We start from the raw sequence: 16,946 nt of genomic DNA on the forward strand, positions 1-16,946 counted from the left end.
GGAGAGGAATACAGTCATGTCACTCTTGCTCGCGCCAGTCGAAGGTCAGCGGCGCCTCGCGGAAGGCGAAGCGGTCGAGGTGGCTCGCCACCACACCGCGCATCCGTTCGGCGTCCTCGCCATCCGGCACGGTCAGCACCACGTCCAGCGTGTCGCTGTCGGCGCGCATCTCCAGCACCGATCCGTTGGGGAAGACGATGCGCCCCTCCTCTGCGGTGAAGCTCACCTCCATCTTGTGGCTCCAGTGCTTGGCGAGCTGCTGGAGGTAGCGGCTGGCCGAGGCGGTCGGCACGCGGGCGACGGACTGGCTCATTTCAGCCTCTCGATCTTGCGGACGACCTCATCGATCAGTTCGGCGACATCGTGCGCCGCCGCTTCCGACAGGTCGTCGGCCTCCAGCCGGTTCTGCAGCACGGTGCGCAGGTTGCGCATCGCCCGCCGGATCGGCGCGCGGTCGCTGCGGGCGCGATGCGCGCCGACCTCCGCCAGCCGTGCCATCAGGCCGGCGACCTGGTCGGCATGCTCGGCGAGATGCTGCCGGCCGCCGTCGGTGATCGCAAAGCGCTTGCGCGTGCTGTCCGACTGCTGCTCGGCGATCAGCTCCATCTCGGCGAGCATCGTCAGCGCCGGATAGACCATGCCAGGGCTCGGCGCATAGGCGCCGCCGGTCAGGTCCTCGATCGCCTTGATGAGCTCATAGCCGTGGCGCGGCTCGTCGGCGATCATCCGCAGCAGCACCAGCCGCAGCTCGCCGCCGTCGAACATGCGCCGACGGCCGCCGCCGCCACGCTGCGCCTCGTCTAGGCGCGAGGCGAATTCGGCGGCGAACCGGTCCCACGGCGCCCTGCCGCCGCGCGGCCCGCAGCCGCGCCCATGTGGATGTCCAAACATCATCGTTCCTTCTATCATGATGCGCACAAGATATATCTTTGGTCGCGGTGCGCAAGAGTGCTCAAGATATATTTTTGCAAGCGTGACACAGGATGCGGCGAAGGCAGGGTGACGGCTTCCCCCGCGCGTCCTATCTCCTGCGGGATGGCAGACCTGCTCACCGGCCTCGAGCCCGATCCCCTTCCCGACGTGCCGAGCGACACCGCGCCGCTCGCCGACCGCCTGCGCCCGCGCGACCTCGGCGAAGTCGTGGGACAAGAGCATCTGACCGGCCCGGACGGCGCGATCGGCCGGATGGTCGCGGCGGGGCGGCTGTCGTCGATGATCCTGTGGGGGCCGCCGGGCACCGGCAAGACGACGATCGCGCGGCTGCTCGCCGGCGCGGTCGGCCTGCGCTTCGTCGCGATCTCGGCGGTGTTTTCGGGCGTCGCCGACCTCAAGAAGGCGTTCGCCGAGGCGCGTGATCATGCCCGGCTCGGCCGCCGCACGCTGCTGTTCGTGGACGAGATCCACCGCTTCAACCGCGCGCAGCAGGACGGCTTCCTGCCGTATGTCGAGGACGGCACGGTGACGCTCGTCGGCGCGACCACCGAAAATCCGTCGTTCGAACTCAACGCCGCGGTGCTCAGCCGCGCGCAGGTGCTGATCCTCGAACGGCTCGGCCGTGCCGCGCTGGAGCGGCTGATCGATCGCGCGGAAGCGCTGGAGGACCGGCCGCTGCCGCTGACCCCGCCCGCTCGCGATGCGCTGATCGCCAGCGCCGACGGCGACGGGCGCTTCCTGCTCAACCAGGCCGAGACGCTGTTTTCGGTCAAGCTCGACGCGCCGCTCGATCCGGCCGGCCTGTCCGCCTTCCTCCAGCGCCGCGTCGCCGTCTACGACAAGGATCGCGAGGGGCATTACAACCTGATCAGCGCGCTGCACAAATCGATCCGCGGATCGGACCCGCAGGCGGCGCTCTATTACCTCGCGCGGATGCTGACCGCGGGCGAGGAGCCGCTGTACCTGCTCCGCCGCCTGACCCGCGCGGCGGTGGAGGATATCGGCCTCGCCGATCCGCAGGCGCTGGTGCAATGTATCGCCGCCAAGGACACGTACGACTTTCTGGGCTCGCCCGAGGGCGAATTGGCGATCGCGCAGGCGTGCCTGTATCTCGCCAGCGCGCCCAAATCGAACGCGGCCTATATGGCGCAGAAGAAGGCGTGGCGCAGCGCGCGCGAGACGGGATCGCTGATGCCGCCCGCCAACATCCTGAATGCGCCGACCAAGTTGATGAAGCAGATCGGCTACGGCAAGGATTACGCCTACGATCACGACGCCGAAGACGCCTTTTCCGGGGCCAATTACTGGCCCGACGAGCTTCCGCCGCAAAGCTTCTACGAACCGAGCGGCCGCGGCTTCGAAGCGCGGCTGCAGGAGCGGCTGGCGCATTGGGACCGGCTGCGCCGCGAGCGGCAGGGCTGACCCGCCGATGCAGCAGCGCTCGACACCGGGGGTGATGTTGCCCTAAAAGCCCCGCCGCGCTGGCGTCGGATAGTGGCGATTCCAACGGTTTTGTAAGCCGTCTCGAAAGACATCGGGGGTTCGAGTCCCTCCGCCAGCACCATCTGCCCTGCCCCACACGCTTTTCACAGCCAACTCGCTGGTGGCGACCCGCATGGGGCGGCGGCCCATCGCGCGCGCAGCCCGCGGCGCCTCGCCGCCCCCCGACGCCATGCAAGATCAGGCCTGCTGACGATCGCTCTGCAAACGCGATCAAAGCATCAGGCAACACGCTTGCGCTGCTATCGTAGCCCGACACAAATCCTTACGAACGACTATCCTTCTGATGATGCTGGACTTTACCTGCAACTGAGGAAGTACACCCGATCGAAGCTTGTGCATGGACGCGAAAGGACGTTACCCTTCGTGTCTCAACATGAGTGTCGGGCGGCATCAGCTTCGATGGCCGCATCGGTGCATCGTGACCCGAAACCGCCTGTTCTGCCGGTCCTCGATCGAAAAAAGGCTGCGATACATGGATGACGGCATGACCCTTTGGCCGATGGACCGGCGTGCGATGCTGGGGTGGACCGGGCTTCTGCTCGCCTCGCAGGCAACGCGGGGCGGTGCGGCGGCCGGGATCGGGGAAGCGCCGGGGGATGCGCATGGGCTGCGCTTCGATGCGCCGGCCGCGGAATGGATCGATGCGCTGCCGATCGGCAACGGCCGGCTCGGCGCGATGGTGCGCGGCGGCGTGGAGCAAGAGCGGCTGTCGCTGAACGAGGACACTTTGTGGTCCGGGCAACCCGCGCCGCCGCCCGATACGAAGGCGGCGACGCTGCTCGGCCGGATGCGCGAGCTGATATTCGCGGGCGATTACCATGCCGCCGACACGCTCGCGCATGCGATGCAGGGACCGTACAGCCAGGCCTATCAGCCGCTCGCCGACCTGACGCTCGACATGGTGCATGGCGCGCCGGCCAGCGGGTATCGGCGCACGCTCGACCTCGACAGCGCGATCGCGTCGGTATCCTATCAGGTCGACGGCATCCGCTTCGCGCGCGAAGCGTTCGTGTCGCACTCCGGGCAGCTGATCGTGCTGCGGCTGACCGCCGACCGGCCGGGCGCGCTCGCCTGCCGGGTGGCACTCGCCAGCCTGCTGCGATCGAGCGTGCGGGTGGTGGCCGGGGGGCGGCTGGTGCTGGCGGGCAAGGCACCGACCTATTCCTCCCCCAATTACCACAAGGTGCCCGATCCGATCGTCTATTCGGACCAGCCTGGCCGGGGCATGCGCTTCGCGACGGTGCTGGAGGTGCGCACCGACGGCACCGTCACGCCCGACGGCGAGGCGCTGCGGATCGCCGGCGCCGGCAGCATCGAACTGCGCATCGCCGCGGCGACCGGGTTTCGCGGCTTCGCCACGGCGCCCGACCTGTCGGCCCCGGCGGTCGAGGCCAAGGCGGCAGCGGCGCTCGACGCGGCGCGCAGCGTCTCGTTCGCCACGCTGCGCGACGCCCATGTCGCCGATCACCGGGCGCTGTATCGCCGCACCCGGCTGGACCTGGGGTCGGCGCGCAGCGCTGCACCGACCGACCAGCGGCGGGCGGCGGACTTCGCGGCGCCCGATCCGGCGCTGGCGGCGCTGCTGTTCCACTTCGGCCGCTACCTGCTGATCGCCAGTTCGCGGCCCGGCACGCAGCCTGCCAATCTGCAAGGCATCTGGAGCCACGAGCTGCGCCCGCCGTGGAGCTGCAACTACACCACCAACATCAACGTCGAGATGAACTATTGGCCGGCGGAGACGTGCAACCTCGCCGAATGCCACCTGCCGCTGATCGACCTGATCGAGAAGCTGGCGACGACCGGCGCAATCACCGCGCGCGCCTATTACGGGATGCCGGGCTGGTGCCTGCACCACAATACCGACATCTGGGCGATGACCAATCCGGTCGGTGACGGCACGGGCGGCCCCAATTGGGCCAATTGGCCGATGGGCGCGCCGTGGCTGGCGCAGCATCTGTGGGATCATTACGCGTTCGGCGGCGACCTTGCCTATCTGCGCACGCGCGCCTGGCCGTTGATGCGCGGTGCGGCGGAGTTCTGCGCCGCCTGGCTGGTGCGCAACCCCAACGACGGGCGGCTGACCACGGCGCCCTCGATCTCGCCCGAGAACCTGTTCATCGCGCCGGACGGCAAGCCGGCCGCGGTCGCCGCGGGCTGTACCATGGACCTCGCGCTGATCCGTGAATTGTTCGCCAATTGCATCGCCGCCACCCGGCTGCTGGGGGTGGACGCCGCCTTCGCCCGCCGGCTCGCCGCGCTGCTGCCGCCGCTCGAGCCCTATCGCATCGGCCGCTACGGCCAGTTGCTGGAATGGCCGCAGGATTTCGCCGAGCAGGATCCGGGGCACCGCCACATCTCGCACCTCTACCCGCTCTATCCCGGCACGGCGTTCACCCCGCGGCAGACGCCGCGCTGGGCGGAGGCGGTGCGGGTGTCGATGCAGCGGCGCGAGGATCACGGCGGCGCTGCTACCGGGTGGAGCCGCGCCTGGGCGAGTGCGATCTGGGCACGGCTGGGCGATGGAGCGCATGCCGGCCGGTCGGTGGCGCTGTTCCTGAAGGCGAGCACGATCGGCAACCTGCTCGACACGCATCCGGCGCCCGGCCATGCGGTGTTCCAGATCGACGGCAATTTCGGCATCACCGCGGCCATCGCGGAGATGCTGCTGCAAAGCCATGACGGCACCCTCGCCATCCTGCCCGCGCTGCCGACCGACTGGGCACGGGGCAGCGTGACCGGCCTGCGCGCCCGCGGCGGCGTGACGGCGGACATCGCCTGGGACGATACGGTGCGCGCCCGCCTGACCTCGGCCGGACGCCGCACCCTGACCGTCCGTGCGCCCGCCGGCCATGTGATCGCGGCCGTGTCACGACACGGGCGCCCAATCCCGGCGCGGACCGGCTCCGGCGCGATCGAGGTGACGATGCCGGCCGGCGTGGCGGTGGACGTGACGATGCGCCGACCGGCGTGAGCCGTTCACGGTCGCCGGCAGCGTGCGTTCGGGCGCCTGCGGTATTGCGAAGCCGGCACCCGACCCCTGCGGCCGGGCGATTCGGCCATCGCCGTTCCCGACGGCGCTGACCTGACCCGCCGCTGCGATCGCGGCGAGCGGTAGGCCGCGGCGAAAATCGAACGACGGAAAAATTTTTTCGAAGGAAGTGCCGATCCGGTCCGTCTTGACGGACAGGGAACGACGACACGTTGCCGGGGAGGATGTATCATGAGGGGGCGTCGACTGGCTGCCGCGGGCGCGGTGTTGATGGCAACGGCGGCGGGCGTGGGCATGACGCCCGCCGCGGCGCAGACCGAACGGGCGATGCCGAAGCGATCGTTCGCGGTGGCGGCGGCCGACGCGGCCGCGGGCGTGGTCGAGCTGGGCCGGCAGGCGGGCGTGCAAATCCTGATTGCCGAGGACGTTGCCCGCGGACACCGGACGAATGCGGTCAACGGCAACTACACCGTGGTCGACGCGCTCGGCCAGTTGCTGGCGAATAGCGGCCTTGCCTGGACGCGGACCGATACCGGCACCTATGTCGTGGTCGCGCAGACGAGCATCGCGCGCGAAGACACCAACATTCCCGAGATCCTGGTCCGCGGCCAGCGCGAATGGTCGCTCAACACCGGCATCCAGCGCAGCCAGAACGACAGCCAGCCCTTCATCGTGCTGGACCGCGATGCGATCGTGAAGTCGGGCGCACAGACGCTGGAGGCGCTGCTGCGCGACCAGTTGAACGTCAACACGGCGGCAGGATCGAGCATCCAGACCGGCACGGCGAAAGTCGGGCGCGGATCGGTCAACCTGCGCGGGCTGGGCGACGGACAGACGCTGATCCTGGTCGACGGCCGCCGCCTGCCCGGCGCCAACGACGGATCGGGCGCGATCGAGCAGCCGTCGATCATCGGCATCCCGCTTGCCGCGATCGAACGCGTCGAGGTGCTGGCGTCGTCCGCATCCGGGATCTACGGCGCCGGCGCGACCGGCGGCGTCGTCAACATCGTGCTGCGCCGCGACTATCGCGGCGGCGAAGTGTCCGCGACGATCGGCGGGACCTACGACGGCGGCGGGCTGGAGCGCCGGATCGATGCGAGCGGCTCCATCGCGCTGGAGGGAGGGCGGACCAAGCTGTCCGCATCCGGCACCTTCCGGGTGCTCGATCCGGTGCTGGCACGCGACCGCGACGCGTTGCTGATCCACGCGCGCGACCGCGCGATCACCAACGATCCCGATTATTTCGTCACGTTCCCGCCGCTCGGTCGCGTCGCCAACCTGCGCTCGGCGTCGGGCGACCTGCTGATGCTGAAGCCGGACTATGGCGGTACTACGCTGGCGAGTTCCTATACCCATGCGCCGATCGGCTATCGCGGGCTGGCGATCGACGGCATCGCGCCGCTGATCGCCAACGCCGGCACCTACGACCTGGGCTTGGCGCCAACCGCCGCCGGAGGATTGAGCCAGATGACCGCGGGTGCGCGGCAATGGTCCGGGATGGTCGCGGTACGGCGCGACATGACGTCGTGGCTGCAGGCCTATGTCGAGTTGAACGGCAATCGCACCACAACGACCGGCATGGAGGCGCGGGGGCCAGAGGTCGTCACCCTGTCTGCCGATGCGCCCAACAATCCCTTCACCGAGGACGTGGTGGTCACCACCCCGTTTCCCGGCGCGGACCGGTCGTTCCGCACCCTCAATGCCCAGTATCGCGGGCTGGTCGGTGCCATCGCGAAGCTGCCCCACGACTGGCAGGCCGTGCTGGACCTGACGTTCGGGCGCAGCGAGAACAGCGGACAGCCGAGCGGCCCGGGGCTGAGCGGCGCGTTCCTCTCCGCGCTGGGTGACGGCGGCATCGACGTGCTGCGCGACTTCGTGCAGGCACCGCCCGCCTACCAGTTCATCGACAGCCGCTACGGCACCTTCAATTCCGCCGGCATCACCCGGCAGCGGACGCTGACGTTCCGGCTGGCGGGACCGCTACCGCTCAGGCTGCCCGGCGGCGCGATCAAGGCGACGGTCAGCGCGGAGCGCAACGTCGACAAGCTCGACGGCACGCTGTCGGTGGTCAACACCGCCTCCGATTCCGCCATCACCTACATCGGGCCGCGCTCGCAGCGGATCGATGCGCTCTACGGCGAGCTCGCGATCCCGATCCTGGGGAACGGCAAGACGCTGCCGCTGGTGCAGGAACTGTCGCTGACGCTCGCCGCGCGCGCCGAACGCTACGTCGGTCGCGGCTCGAAGCAGCTGGAATGCTTTTTCGATGCCGGCCCCCTGCCCTCGGACGATCTGGTCGGGCAATGCCCGCCGGCCGGCGGCCGCAATCCGGTGGGCACGACCCGCAACACCAGCACCAATCCGTCGATCAGCGCGCGCTGGGTCACCGTGCCGGGCGTCATGCTGCGCGGGTCCTATGCCACCGGCTACGTACCGCCGCGGCTGGACCAACTGACCCGTATCGCCGTCCCCTTCGTCTTCACCGACGCGCTCGATCCGCAGCGCGGCGGCGAGCCGATCGGCCAGCCGGGTTCGCAAGGCATCAACGTGCTGCCGGGCTTCGTCGGCGGCAATCCGGACATCAAGCCCCAGACGTCGCGGTCGTGGAGCGCGGGCGTGGTGCTGGAGCCCGGCTTCCTGCGCGGACTGCGCCTGTCGGCGGACTGGACCCGGACGGTGCAGCGCAACAACTACACCAATATCGAACTGCTCGCCTATTCGGATGGCAGCCCCACGCTGCGTCAGGCGTTCCTTGATTTCCTGGCGCGCAATCCGGAGCGGTTTCCACGCGGACCGGCCTCGGACGGCTTTTCCGTCGGGCCGATCCGGTCGCTCGACCTGTCGCTGACCAACCTTGCCGGGTTGACCAGCGAGGCGATCGACTTCGTCGGCGACTATACCCGCGACATCGGGTCGGGCACGCTCTCGATCGGCGGGCGCGCGACCTATGTCGCCAAGCTGGCGGCGCAGGAACTGCCGACCGATCGGCCGACCGAATATGCCGGCGTGGTCAGCCGCGGCTTCATCACCGGGGGACAGCCGCTCGGCGCCCCGCGCTGGCGCGGGGTCGGGCATGTCCGCTGGTCCGACGACCGGTTGAGCCTCGGCTGGCAGACCCGCTTCTTCAGCGGCTATTACCTCAACGTCGACCATGAGGTGATCGCGTCGCAGGGCAGCGCACGCGTCCGCCGGCAGGTGTTCCACGACCTGACCGGCAGCTACGTGCTGGGCCATGGCGCGACGCTGCGCCTGTCGGTGACCAACGTGTTCGACACGTGGCCGGCGATCGACACCACGTCGCCGAGCGCGCCGTACAGCCAATATGGCGATCCCCGCGGCGCGATCTACGCGTTCACGCTGGTCAAGGCGTTCTGAGCCATGGCGTACCGCCCCCGCGCTGCGACGATCGCGATCCTGCTGGCGACGGCCTCGCCGGCAATGGGGGCATCGGCGCAGGAGCCGCGCAAGGCTGCGACCGCCGCGGAACCGGCCGGCGAGCGCTCCAAGCATCGCGAGCGGCTGCAATCGGCGCTGCGGATCGACTGGCAGCGCTTCACCCTGCCCAACGGACTGCGCGTCGTGGTGCATACCGATCGCAGCCAGCCGGTGGTGCGCATGCAGACGATCTACCGCGTCGGTTATGTCGACGAACCGCCCGGCAAGACCGGGTTCGCGCACCTGTTCGAACATCTGATGTTCAACGGCAGCGAGAATGCGCCCGCGGCGTTCATGACCTATACCGGGCCGATGGGCGCGGATACGGGCGCGGTGACCGACAGCGACCTGACACGCTATTTCGTGCAGACGCCGGTCGCGGGGCTGGAACGGGCGATGTTCCTGGAAAGCGACCGCATGGGGTGGCTGGAACGCGCGATCACCCCGGCCAAGCTCGATCAGGAACGCCGCATCGTCCAGAACGAGAAGCGCCTGAAGGGCACCGGCCCGGCGGTCGAGATCGTGGACCGGGCGAATGCGGCGATCTGGGGCGACGATCACGGCTATGGCCATTCCGGGCTCGGATCGACCGCCGACCTGGACGCGGCGACCGTCGCCACCGCGCGCGCCTGGTATCGGGACCATTACAATCCCCGCGACGCGACGATCGTCCTCGTCGGCGATATCGACGTGCCCACCGCCAAGCGGCTGGTGACGCGCTATTTTGGCGACATCCCCAATCACCCGGCACCCGCGCCCATTCCGCACACCATCCCGACGCTGCCTGCGCGTATCGACGACACGGTGACACAGCCGATCGGCCATCCCGAACTGCGCCGCTATTGGGCGGTGCCGGGTGGAGACAGTCCGGACATCGCCGCGCTGATCGTCGGCACACGCGCGCTGTCGCTGCCCGATGGCCTGTTGCAGCGTGTGCTGGTCGACGATGAAAAACTGTTCACAGACGTTGCGGTGACCCTCGACCGTCACCGGTTCGGATCCGAACTGGGCGTGATCGCAACGCCGCGCGAGGGCGTCGCCCCGGCGCTGGCGAGCCGCCGCCTCGATGCCGTGCTGGCGCAGGCCTTCGCGCAAGGCCCCTCCCCGGCGGCTATCGATGCTGTGAAGACGGGTGAACTCGCCGCCAACCTCCAGTTGCTGCGCCAGCCGGACGGACGGGCGGCCATGCTCGCGCAGGGCATGTCCATGGCTGACGATCCCGACGATGACCTCAAGCGTGTGCGCGCGATCCTTGCACAGACCCCCGCATCGGTCCGTGCGACGCTGGCACGCTGGACGCAGCGACCGGTCTATGCGCTGACCATCCTGCCGGGTGAGGCGAAGGCGGCGCCACCGGCAGATGCCCTCGCCGAACAGGCCGTGGCCGAGCCGGCGATGATGGCCGAGCCGGCGATTACCGCTGAACCCGCGGCTACCGCTGAACCCGCCGCACCGATGCGAAGCCGGCCGCTGGCGATGCCGGCGGTCGGTGCCACCGTCGATGCCGTCTTCCCGGCGGTCCGGCGTGCGACGCTGTCGAACGGCATACCCGTCGCCTATGTCCATGACCCGGCCGGCGTGTTCACCACGGTGCGGCTGTCGTTCGATGCGGGGACGACCAGCGATCCGGACGGTGCGATCGGGCTCCAGCAGGTGCTCATGGCGCTCTACCAGACACCCGCCGTCGATGCGCAAATGGGGGAGATCGGGGCGACGCTGACCACCCAGGTGAGCGACGACCGCTCCGGCTTCACCCTCGCCGTGCCGAGCGTTGAACTCGGCACCGGCGCGACATTGCTGGCCGACATCGTGCGCAATACGCGCTGGACTGCCGCCGACGCGGAGGCCGCTCGCACCGTCCAGGCGGGCAGTTCGTCGGCGCCGGATGCGACGACGCTGATCCGGACCGCCATGGCGGATCCGGCGTCCCCCTATGGCCGTTCGGTCGCGGCGGCGCAGAGCGATGGCATCGCTGCGCTCGATCCCGCCGCGCTGGCGGCGGCGGCGGCGCGCTGGATCCGGCCGGACAGGGCGGCCGTCTTCGTCGTCAGCAGCCTGCCGTTCGACGCCGTCCGCACCGCGCTGGAGAACGGGCTGGGCCATTGGACGAACGCAGGTCCTGCCGGTCGCCGGCCGGTCCCGATCGCGGGGGCCGCGGCAACGCCCGGTATCTACCTGCACGACGATCGGTCCAACCCGTCGATGGTGGGCATCCAAGGCATGCAGAACGTGCCGGCGGACGTCGATACGGAGGACGCGGCGACCAGCGTCGGCATGATGATCCTCGGCGGTACCTACGGCCGGATCAGCACCAATCTGCGCATCCGCCATCAATGGGTGTATGATGCTGGAGCGATACTCACCCATCGCCTTGGTCATAATACCCTGACGATCGAAACCGCGGCAGAGACCGCCCATGCCGGCGACGCGCTCGTGGAAATCCGGCGCGAACTGGCCGACATCGTCGGCAAGCGGCCGGTGACCGAAGCCGAAGTACGCGCCGCAGCGGACCAGCTGTCGCGCGAGGCGGCGGCCGGAGTCACCTTGCCGGACGGCGTGCTCGATGCGCTGGCGTCCCGCGCCGGTAACGGCGAGGCGAAGCCGGACGTCGCGTCGCGCGCCGCACGGTATCGTGCGGTGACGCAGCCGCAGGTGGAGGCGGCCTTGCGCGCGCTGCTGCGGCCCGACGCCTTTTTCTGGACGCTGTCCGGCGACATCGCCGCCATCCGGCCGCAGCTGAAGGCGATCGATCTGCCCGTCCATCCTTTCCCGAGTGCCCGATGATGCCGCTGCGCCCCAAGCCCCTGCTCGCCCGCCTGGCGGCGGGCCTCGCCACTTCTGCTCTCCTTGCCTCTGCGGCAGCGGGCGCGCAAACGGCAGGAACGCCGCGGCCCGTGGCGGCCTCGCCGGCGAAGCTCGCCGGCTCGCTGCGCCTGCCCTACGACAGCTTCACACTGCCCAATGGCTTGCGGGTGATCGTCCATACCGATCGCAGCGCGCCGCTGGTGGCGATCACCCTTGCCTATGACGTCGGGTCGGTCGACGAACCGGCCGGACAAACCGGCCTTGCCCATCTGTTCGAACACCTGATGTTCTCGGGCAGCGAGAATGTGACCGGCGACGTGACGCAGGCGATGGAGGCGATCGGCGCGACCGGGGCCAACGCCCAGACGACCTTCGACTATACCGCCTATTTCGAGACGGTGCCGGTGGGCGCGCTGGAGCGCGCCTTGTTCATCGAATCCGACCGGATGGGCCATCTGCTCGGCGCCGTCGGACAGAACCGCCTCGATGCGCAGCGCGGCGTGGTGCAGAACGAAAAGCGCGAGGGCGACAACAAGCCTTATGGCCTTGCCGACGACATCACGATCGCCGGCCTCTATCCGCGCGACCATCCGCTGGGACATGCGCCGATCGGCTCGATGGCCGATCTAGACGCGGCGACGCTGGCGCAAGTCCGGCAATGGTTCCGCGACCATTACGGCCCCGATAACGCCGTGCTGGTGCTGGCCGGCGATGTGGACGTCGCGACCGCGAAGCGACTGGTGACGCGCACCTTCGGTGCGATCCCGCGCGGCCCGGCGTTGCAGCGGGCGACCCCCGCGGTGCCGCGCCTGCCCGCGTCGCGTACCGAGACGATCACCGATGCCGTGTCGGAGGCGCAGCTGACCCGCAGCTGGCCGGTGCCGGGCAACGGCGCACCCGATGCCACCGCCCTCACCGCCGCCGCCGCGCTGCTCGGCGGTGGCGACAACAGCCTGCTCTCCCGTGCTCTCGTCGATCGCGATCGGCTCGCGGTCAGCGCGTCCGCGGCCTATACCGCCAACGCGGAAGGCGGCATCTTTTCGATCACCGTCGTCCCGCGCGAAGGCGTCACGCCCGCCCAGGTGTCGGCACGGCTCGACACGCTGATCGCGACGTTCCTTCAGGCGCCACCGGACGCCGCAGCGCTGCGGCGCAAGCAGATCGGTGCCAGCACGGATATGCTGCAGACGCTGGACGACCTGAAGCTGCGCGGCATGATGCTGGCCGAGGGCGCGGTGCAGCACGATGAGCCGGGCTTCCACCTCGCCGAAGTCGGTCGCTATGCGGCGCTGACCCCCGAGGCGGTACTGGCGGCGAGCCGGCGCTGGCTGACACGTCCGTCGTTCACGCTGGTGGTGACGCCGGGCGCCCGCCCCGCCGAGGCGGCGGCCGCAGCGCCTGCCGCCGCGCCGCAGCCCGCCACCGATGCCGCCGAACGCAGTCGGCCGACGCGCACGCCACCGCCTGTCCTCCCCTCGCCGACCCTGGCATTCCCGAAGATCGAGCGCGCGACGCTGGCCAGCGGCGCCACCCTGCTCTACGCGCGACGCACCGCCTCGCCGGTTACGCGCGTCGCGATCTCGTTCGATGCCGGCTATGGCGCCGATCCCGCCGGCCGCGTCGGCACCGGCGCGATGGCGCTGACGATGATGACGCTGCGCACCGCGCGTCGCGATGCCGCCGCGTTCGCGATCGCCATGGAGCAGCTGGGCGCCAGCATCGACATCAACAGCAACGAGGATCGCGCCAACGTCCAGCTCGACACGCCGAGCGCGAACCTCGCGCCCTCGCTCGGGCTTCTGGCGGAAACGGTTCGCGATCCCGCGCTGGACAGTGCCGACGCCATCGCCACCGCGCGTGACCGCGTGCAGTCGGTGATCGCGCAGCAGGCCGCCAGTGCCGATGCGATCGCGATGCGGACGCTGGCACCGCTGCTCTACGGCGCCGACCACCCCTATGCCCGCGTCGAGGGGCTGGGCACGCCGGCGGAGATCGCGGCGATCGATCGCGGCGATCTGGCGCGCTACTGGCGGCAGTGGATCCGCCCGGACAAGGCGGTGTTCGTCGTGCTCAGCGACCGGCCGCTGGACGAGGTACGCGCCGCGATCGACGGCGCCTTCGCCGGCTGGCATGGCGAGGGCGCACCGGGCAAGGCGCCGCTGCCGCCGCTCGCCCCGTCCACCCCGCGCATCGTGCTGGTCGACCGGCCGAACGCGCCGCAGGCGGAGATCTTGATCGGCATGCCCAACGACCTGACCGGCGCCGACCCGATCGAGGCGGCGGAGGTCGGCAACCGGGGACTGGGCGATGGCTTCACCGCACGGATGAACATGGTGCTGCGGGAGGACAAGCACTGGACCTATGGCGCGAACGGCGGTTTCCTGCTGGGGCGCGATGCCGGCCCCTATGTCGCCGAAACCGCGGTGCAGACCGACAAGACCGGCCCTGCCCTCGCCGAGCTTCGCCGCCTGATGGCCGGATATGTCGGCGCGCGGCCGATGACCGAGGCGGAGTTCACCGGCGCTCGGCAGGCAAGCCTCGACGCACTGCCGAGCCGCTTCGCCAGTGCTGACGGGGTGTTCGGCGGCATGCAGCGGCTGGTGCGGCTGGGGCGGCCGAAGGATTATTATGTCGGGCTGGCGCGGCGGTTCGCCGCCGTGACGCTCGACGATGCGCGCGACGCCATGCGGCGCACGCTGCGGCCGCAGCACGAACTGGTAGTCATCGTCGGCGATGCGGGCGCGATCCGGCCGCAGCTGGCGGACGCGGGGCTGCCGCTCACGGTTGTCGCGGCGACGCCCGATGCCGCGGACTGAGCGCAAATCGACGGTGCGCCACGCTTGCAGCGGGGCCGGGCGCCGCTATGCTCGCGCCGGGGCCGTGTTCGGCGCCGGTGCAGGCGGAGCGACGGATCAACTGTTGAGTGGCGGCGGTGGAGATATCCGGACGCGGCGCGCGCTGTGGGTCGCGCAGCATATCCTGCCCCACGAGCCGCAGGTCCGCGGCTGGCTGAGGCGCCGCGGCACCACCCCCGACGAGGCCGACGACCTGATCCAGGATGCCTATGTCCGCATCGCCGCGATCGACGCATTCGAGGCAATCGAGCATCCGGACCGCTATTTCGCGACGATCGTGCGCAACCTGTTGTTCGATCGCATCCGGCACCGTCGCGTCGTGCCGATTGATGCGATCGGCGATGCCGCCGACCTGCCGGGCGACCGCGACGACCTCGATCCCGAGCGGATCGCCGGCGATCGGCGCGAGCTGGACCGGGTGATGGGCATCGTCGCGTCGCTGCCGGCGCGCTGCCAGGCGATCTTTCGCCTGCGCAAGATCGAGGGGCTGTCGCAGCGCGAGATCGCCGACCGATTGGGCATCAGTGAGAATATCGTCGAGAATGATGGCGTGAAGGGGCTGCTGCTGATCGCCAAGGCGCTGCGCCGCGTGAAGGGCGCCGACCAATTGCTACCGCGGAGGCTGCGGCGATGAACCGGAAGGCGATCGAGGAGGAGGCCGCCCGCTGGGTGCTGCGGCGCGACCGCGAGGGCGATACGCCGGCGTTCCGCGCCGCGCTCGACGCGTGGCTCGCCGAGGATCCGCGGCGTGAAGGCGTGCTGCTGCCGCTCGAGGCATCCTGGGCGACACTCGACATGCTGGACGATGCGGCGATGCACGAAGCGCCGGCACGCCGCGTGCCCGTGCGGCGCTGGGCGATCGGCGGCGCGGGAGCGGCGATCGCGGCATCGCTGGCCGTGCTGTTCCTCCACCATCCGGACACCAAGGATTTCCGGACGCGCACGGGCGAGATCCGCCAGGTGCGGCTGGCCGACGACAGCAGCGTCGCGATCAATTCCGACAGCCGGGTAGAGGTCGCGCTGTCCGCCCACCGGCGCGCGGTGACGATGGACGAGGGCGAGGCCTGGTTCCGCGTCGCGCACGACCGGGCGCGCCCCTTCGTCGTCACCGCCGGGGCGGTCCATGTCGAGGCGGTCGGCACCTCCTTCTCGGTCAGGCGGCGCAGCACGGGCGCGGACGTGCTCGTCACCGAAGGCACGGTGCGGGTGTGGACCGACGGAGCCGCGGATCGCGCGCGCCTGATCCACGCCGGCGCCGGGGTGTTCGTGGGCAACAACGCGCGCGTCGGCATCATCGCCACCGCCCCCACCGGGGTGGAACGGCGTCTGGCGTGGCGGACCGGCGAGCTCGACCTTGCCGGCGACACGCTCGCCAGCGCCGTGGCGGAGATGAACCGCTACAACACGCGCAAGGTCACGCTGGGCGACGCGTCGATCGGCGCGCGCCGGCTGCACGGGATCTTCCGCCTCGACGATCCCGAAGGCTTCGCCCGCGCGGCGGCGGTCGCGCTCGGCGTCACGGTCGGCGGCGACAAGCAGGATATCGTGCTTTCCACCCGCCGCGGTCGGCCGACCGACGGCACCGGCGAACGCTGAGGCAGCCGACCTCCACCGGGTTGGCCGAGCGGGCGCAGACCCGCGCTCCCCCGCTGCTCCCCGGGCCGTTAACATTCCATTGTCCATTATTGGGACCGGACCGGCCAAGTTTGCTGCTGCGGCCGTTCAGCAACCGTCATAAGACGTCCATTATAGACATAAACGTTCAGGGACATTCTACATCATGGGGAGGAGCAGACCGCTTCATCCGTTAGCCGTCGTGCGCCTGACGGCTGCGGGACTCACGCTGGCGCTTGCCTCAGCAACTACCGCAGAAAGCTATCGCGCCGCCCAATGCCTGCCGGCTGCGCTGTCCGCCGTCGGCGACCTTCGCGACCGCGCAGGACGGGCGATGAGCGCGGACCGCGTCGCCGGCCGCATGACCGTGGTGACCCTGCTCCAGCGCAATTGCGACGCGACCTGCGCGATGCGGATGATCGACCTCGACCGGATCGCGCGCGCGATGCCGCCGGCGCTGGCCGGACGCGTTGCGATGATCGCCATCGACACCGGCGGACGTTCCGCCGCCGACCTGCGGCGCCTCGATCGCACGTGGCGGCTCGATAGCCGGCGCTGGACGATGCTGCGCGGGCCCGCCGCGAGCGTCGCCGCCGCCCGCCGCAGCTTCGACGTCGCACCGATGAGCGACGCCGAGCCCTCCGCCGTCGTCGCGGTGTTCGACGCCGATGGGCGCCTGCGCCAGCGCTACGCAGGCGCGCCGCTCGACCGCGATCGCCTGGCGCGGGAGATCGCCGTCATCGACACGCTGCCCCGCCAGCCGTCGGCGGCGGGCTGCGCCGCGCCCGCCACCCTTTCCGCCCAACCCTGAA

At 70.1% G+C, this 16,946-nt stretch carries 10 protein-coding genes and 1 tRNA gene; 9 read left to right on the forward strand and 2 right to left on the reverse strand.

Going from position 1 to position 16,946, the window contains the following annotated elements:
• Positions 1–19: 19 nt before the first annotated feature.
• Together AC4GY7_RS01930 and AC4GY7_RS01935 are read right to left on the reverse strand one after the other, a co-directional pair.
• Positions 20–313, reverse strand: coding sequence for a DUF2218 domain-containing protein (locus AC4GY7_RS01930; protein WP_491111715.1), 294 nt, complete (start codon positions 311–313; stop codon positions 20–22).
• Positions 310–894, reverse strand: coding sequence for a PadR family transcriptional regulator (locus tag AC4GY7_RS01935; protein WP_491111716.1), 585 nt, complete (start codon positions 892–894; stop codon positions 310–312). Before AC4GY7_RS01935 ends, AC4GY7_RS01930 begins: the two co-directional genes overlap by 4 nt.
• Positions 895–1,035: 141 nt before the next feature.
• On the opposite strand from AC4GY7_RS01935, the gene AC4GY7_RS01940 reads away from it, so the two are divergent.
• The 9 genes from AC4GY7_RS01940 (at position 1,036) to AC4GY7_RS01980 (ending at position 16,945) form a co-directional block, all read left to right on the forward strand.
• Positions 1,036–2,355: a replication-associated recombination protein A gene (locus AC4GY7_RS01940; RefSeq protein WP_491111717.1), complete on the forward strand. Its 1,320-nt coding sequence runs from the start codon at positions 1,036–1,038 to the stop codon at positions 2,353–2,355.
• A 58-nt stretch (positions 2,356–2,413) separates the two neighbouring features.
• A tRNA-Thr gene (locus AC4GY7_RS01945) sits at positions 2,414–2,497 on the forward strand.
• A 423-nt stretch (positions 2,498–2,920) separates the two neighbouring features.
• Positions 2,921–5,407, forward strand: coding sequence for a glycoside hydrolase family 95 protein (locus tag AC4GY7_RS01950; protein WP_491111718.1), 2,487 nt, complete (start codon positions 2,921–2,923; stop codon positions 5,405–5,407).
• A gap of 249 nt (positions 5,408–5,656) precedes the next feature.
• Positions 5,657–8,800: a TonB-dependent receptor gene (locus AC4GY7_RS01955; RefSeq protein ID WP_491111719.1), complete on the forward strand. Its 3,144-nt coding sequence runs from the start codon at positions 5,657–5,659 to the stop codon at positions 8,798–8,800.
• Between the two features lie 3 nt (positions 8,801–8,803).
• Positions 8,804–11,644, forward strand: a complete 2,841-nt coding sequence (locus AC4GY7_RS01960) for a M16 family metallopeptidase (protein ID WP_491111720.1) — start codon at positions 8,804–8,806, stop codon at positions 11,642–11,644.
• Complete coding sequence (locus AC4GY7_RS01965) at positions 11,641–14,481, forward strand: M16 family metallopeptidase (protein WP_491111721.1); 2,841 nt, start codon at positions 11,641–11,643, stop codon at positions 14,479–14,481. The genes AC4GY7_RS01960 and AC4GY7_RS01965 overlap by 4 nt, the downstream gene beginning before the upstream one ends.
• Before the next feature lie 103 nt (positions 14,482–14,584).
• The gene (locus AC4GY7_RS01970; protein ID WP_491111722.1) at positions 14,585–15,154 is read left to right on the forward strand and encodes an RNA polymerase sigma factor; all 570 of its coding nucleotides are present in this window, start codon (positions 14,585–14,587) and stop codon (positions 15,152–15,154) included.
• Positions 15,151–16,116, forward strand: a complete 966-nt coding sequence (locus AC4GY7_RS01975) for a FecR family protein (RefSeq protein WP_491111723.1) — start codon at positions 15,151–15,153, stop codon at positions 16,114–16,116. Before AC4GY7_RS01970 ends, AC4GY7_RS01975 begins: the two co-directional genes overlap by 4 nt.
• 184 nt (positions 16,117–16,300) lie before the next feature.
• Positions 16,301–16,945 carry an SCO family protein gene (locus AC4GY7_RS01980; protein ID WP_491111724.1) on the forward strand — a complete coding sequence of 215 codons (645 nt, stop codon included), beginning with the start codon at positions 16,301–16,303 and terminating at the stop codon, positions 16,943–16,945.
• Position 16,946 lies beyond the last annotated feature (1 nt).

This window comes from Sphingomonas sp. SP5 (assembly GCF_058313455.1).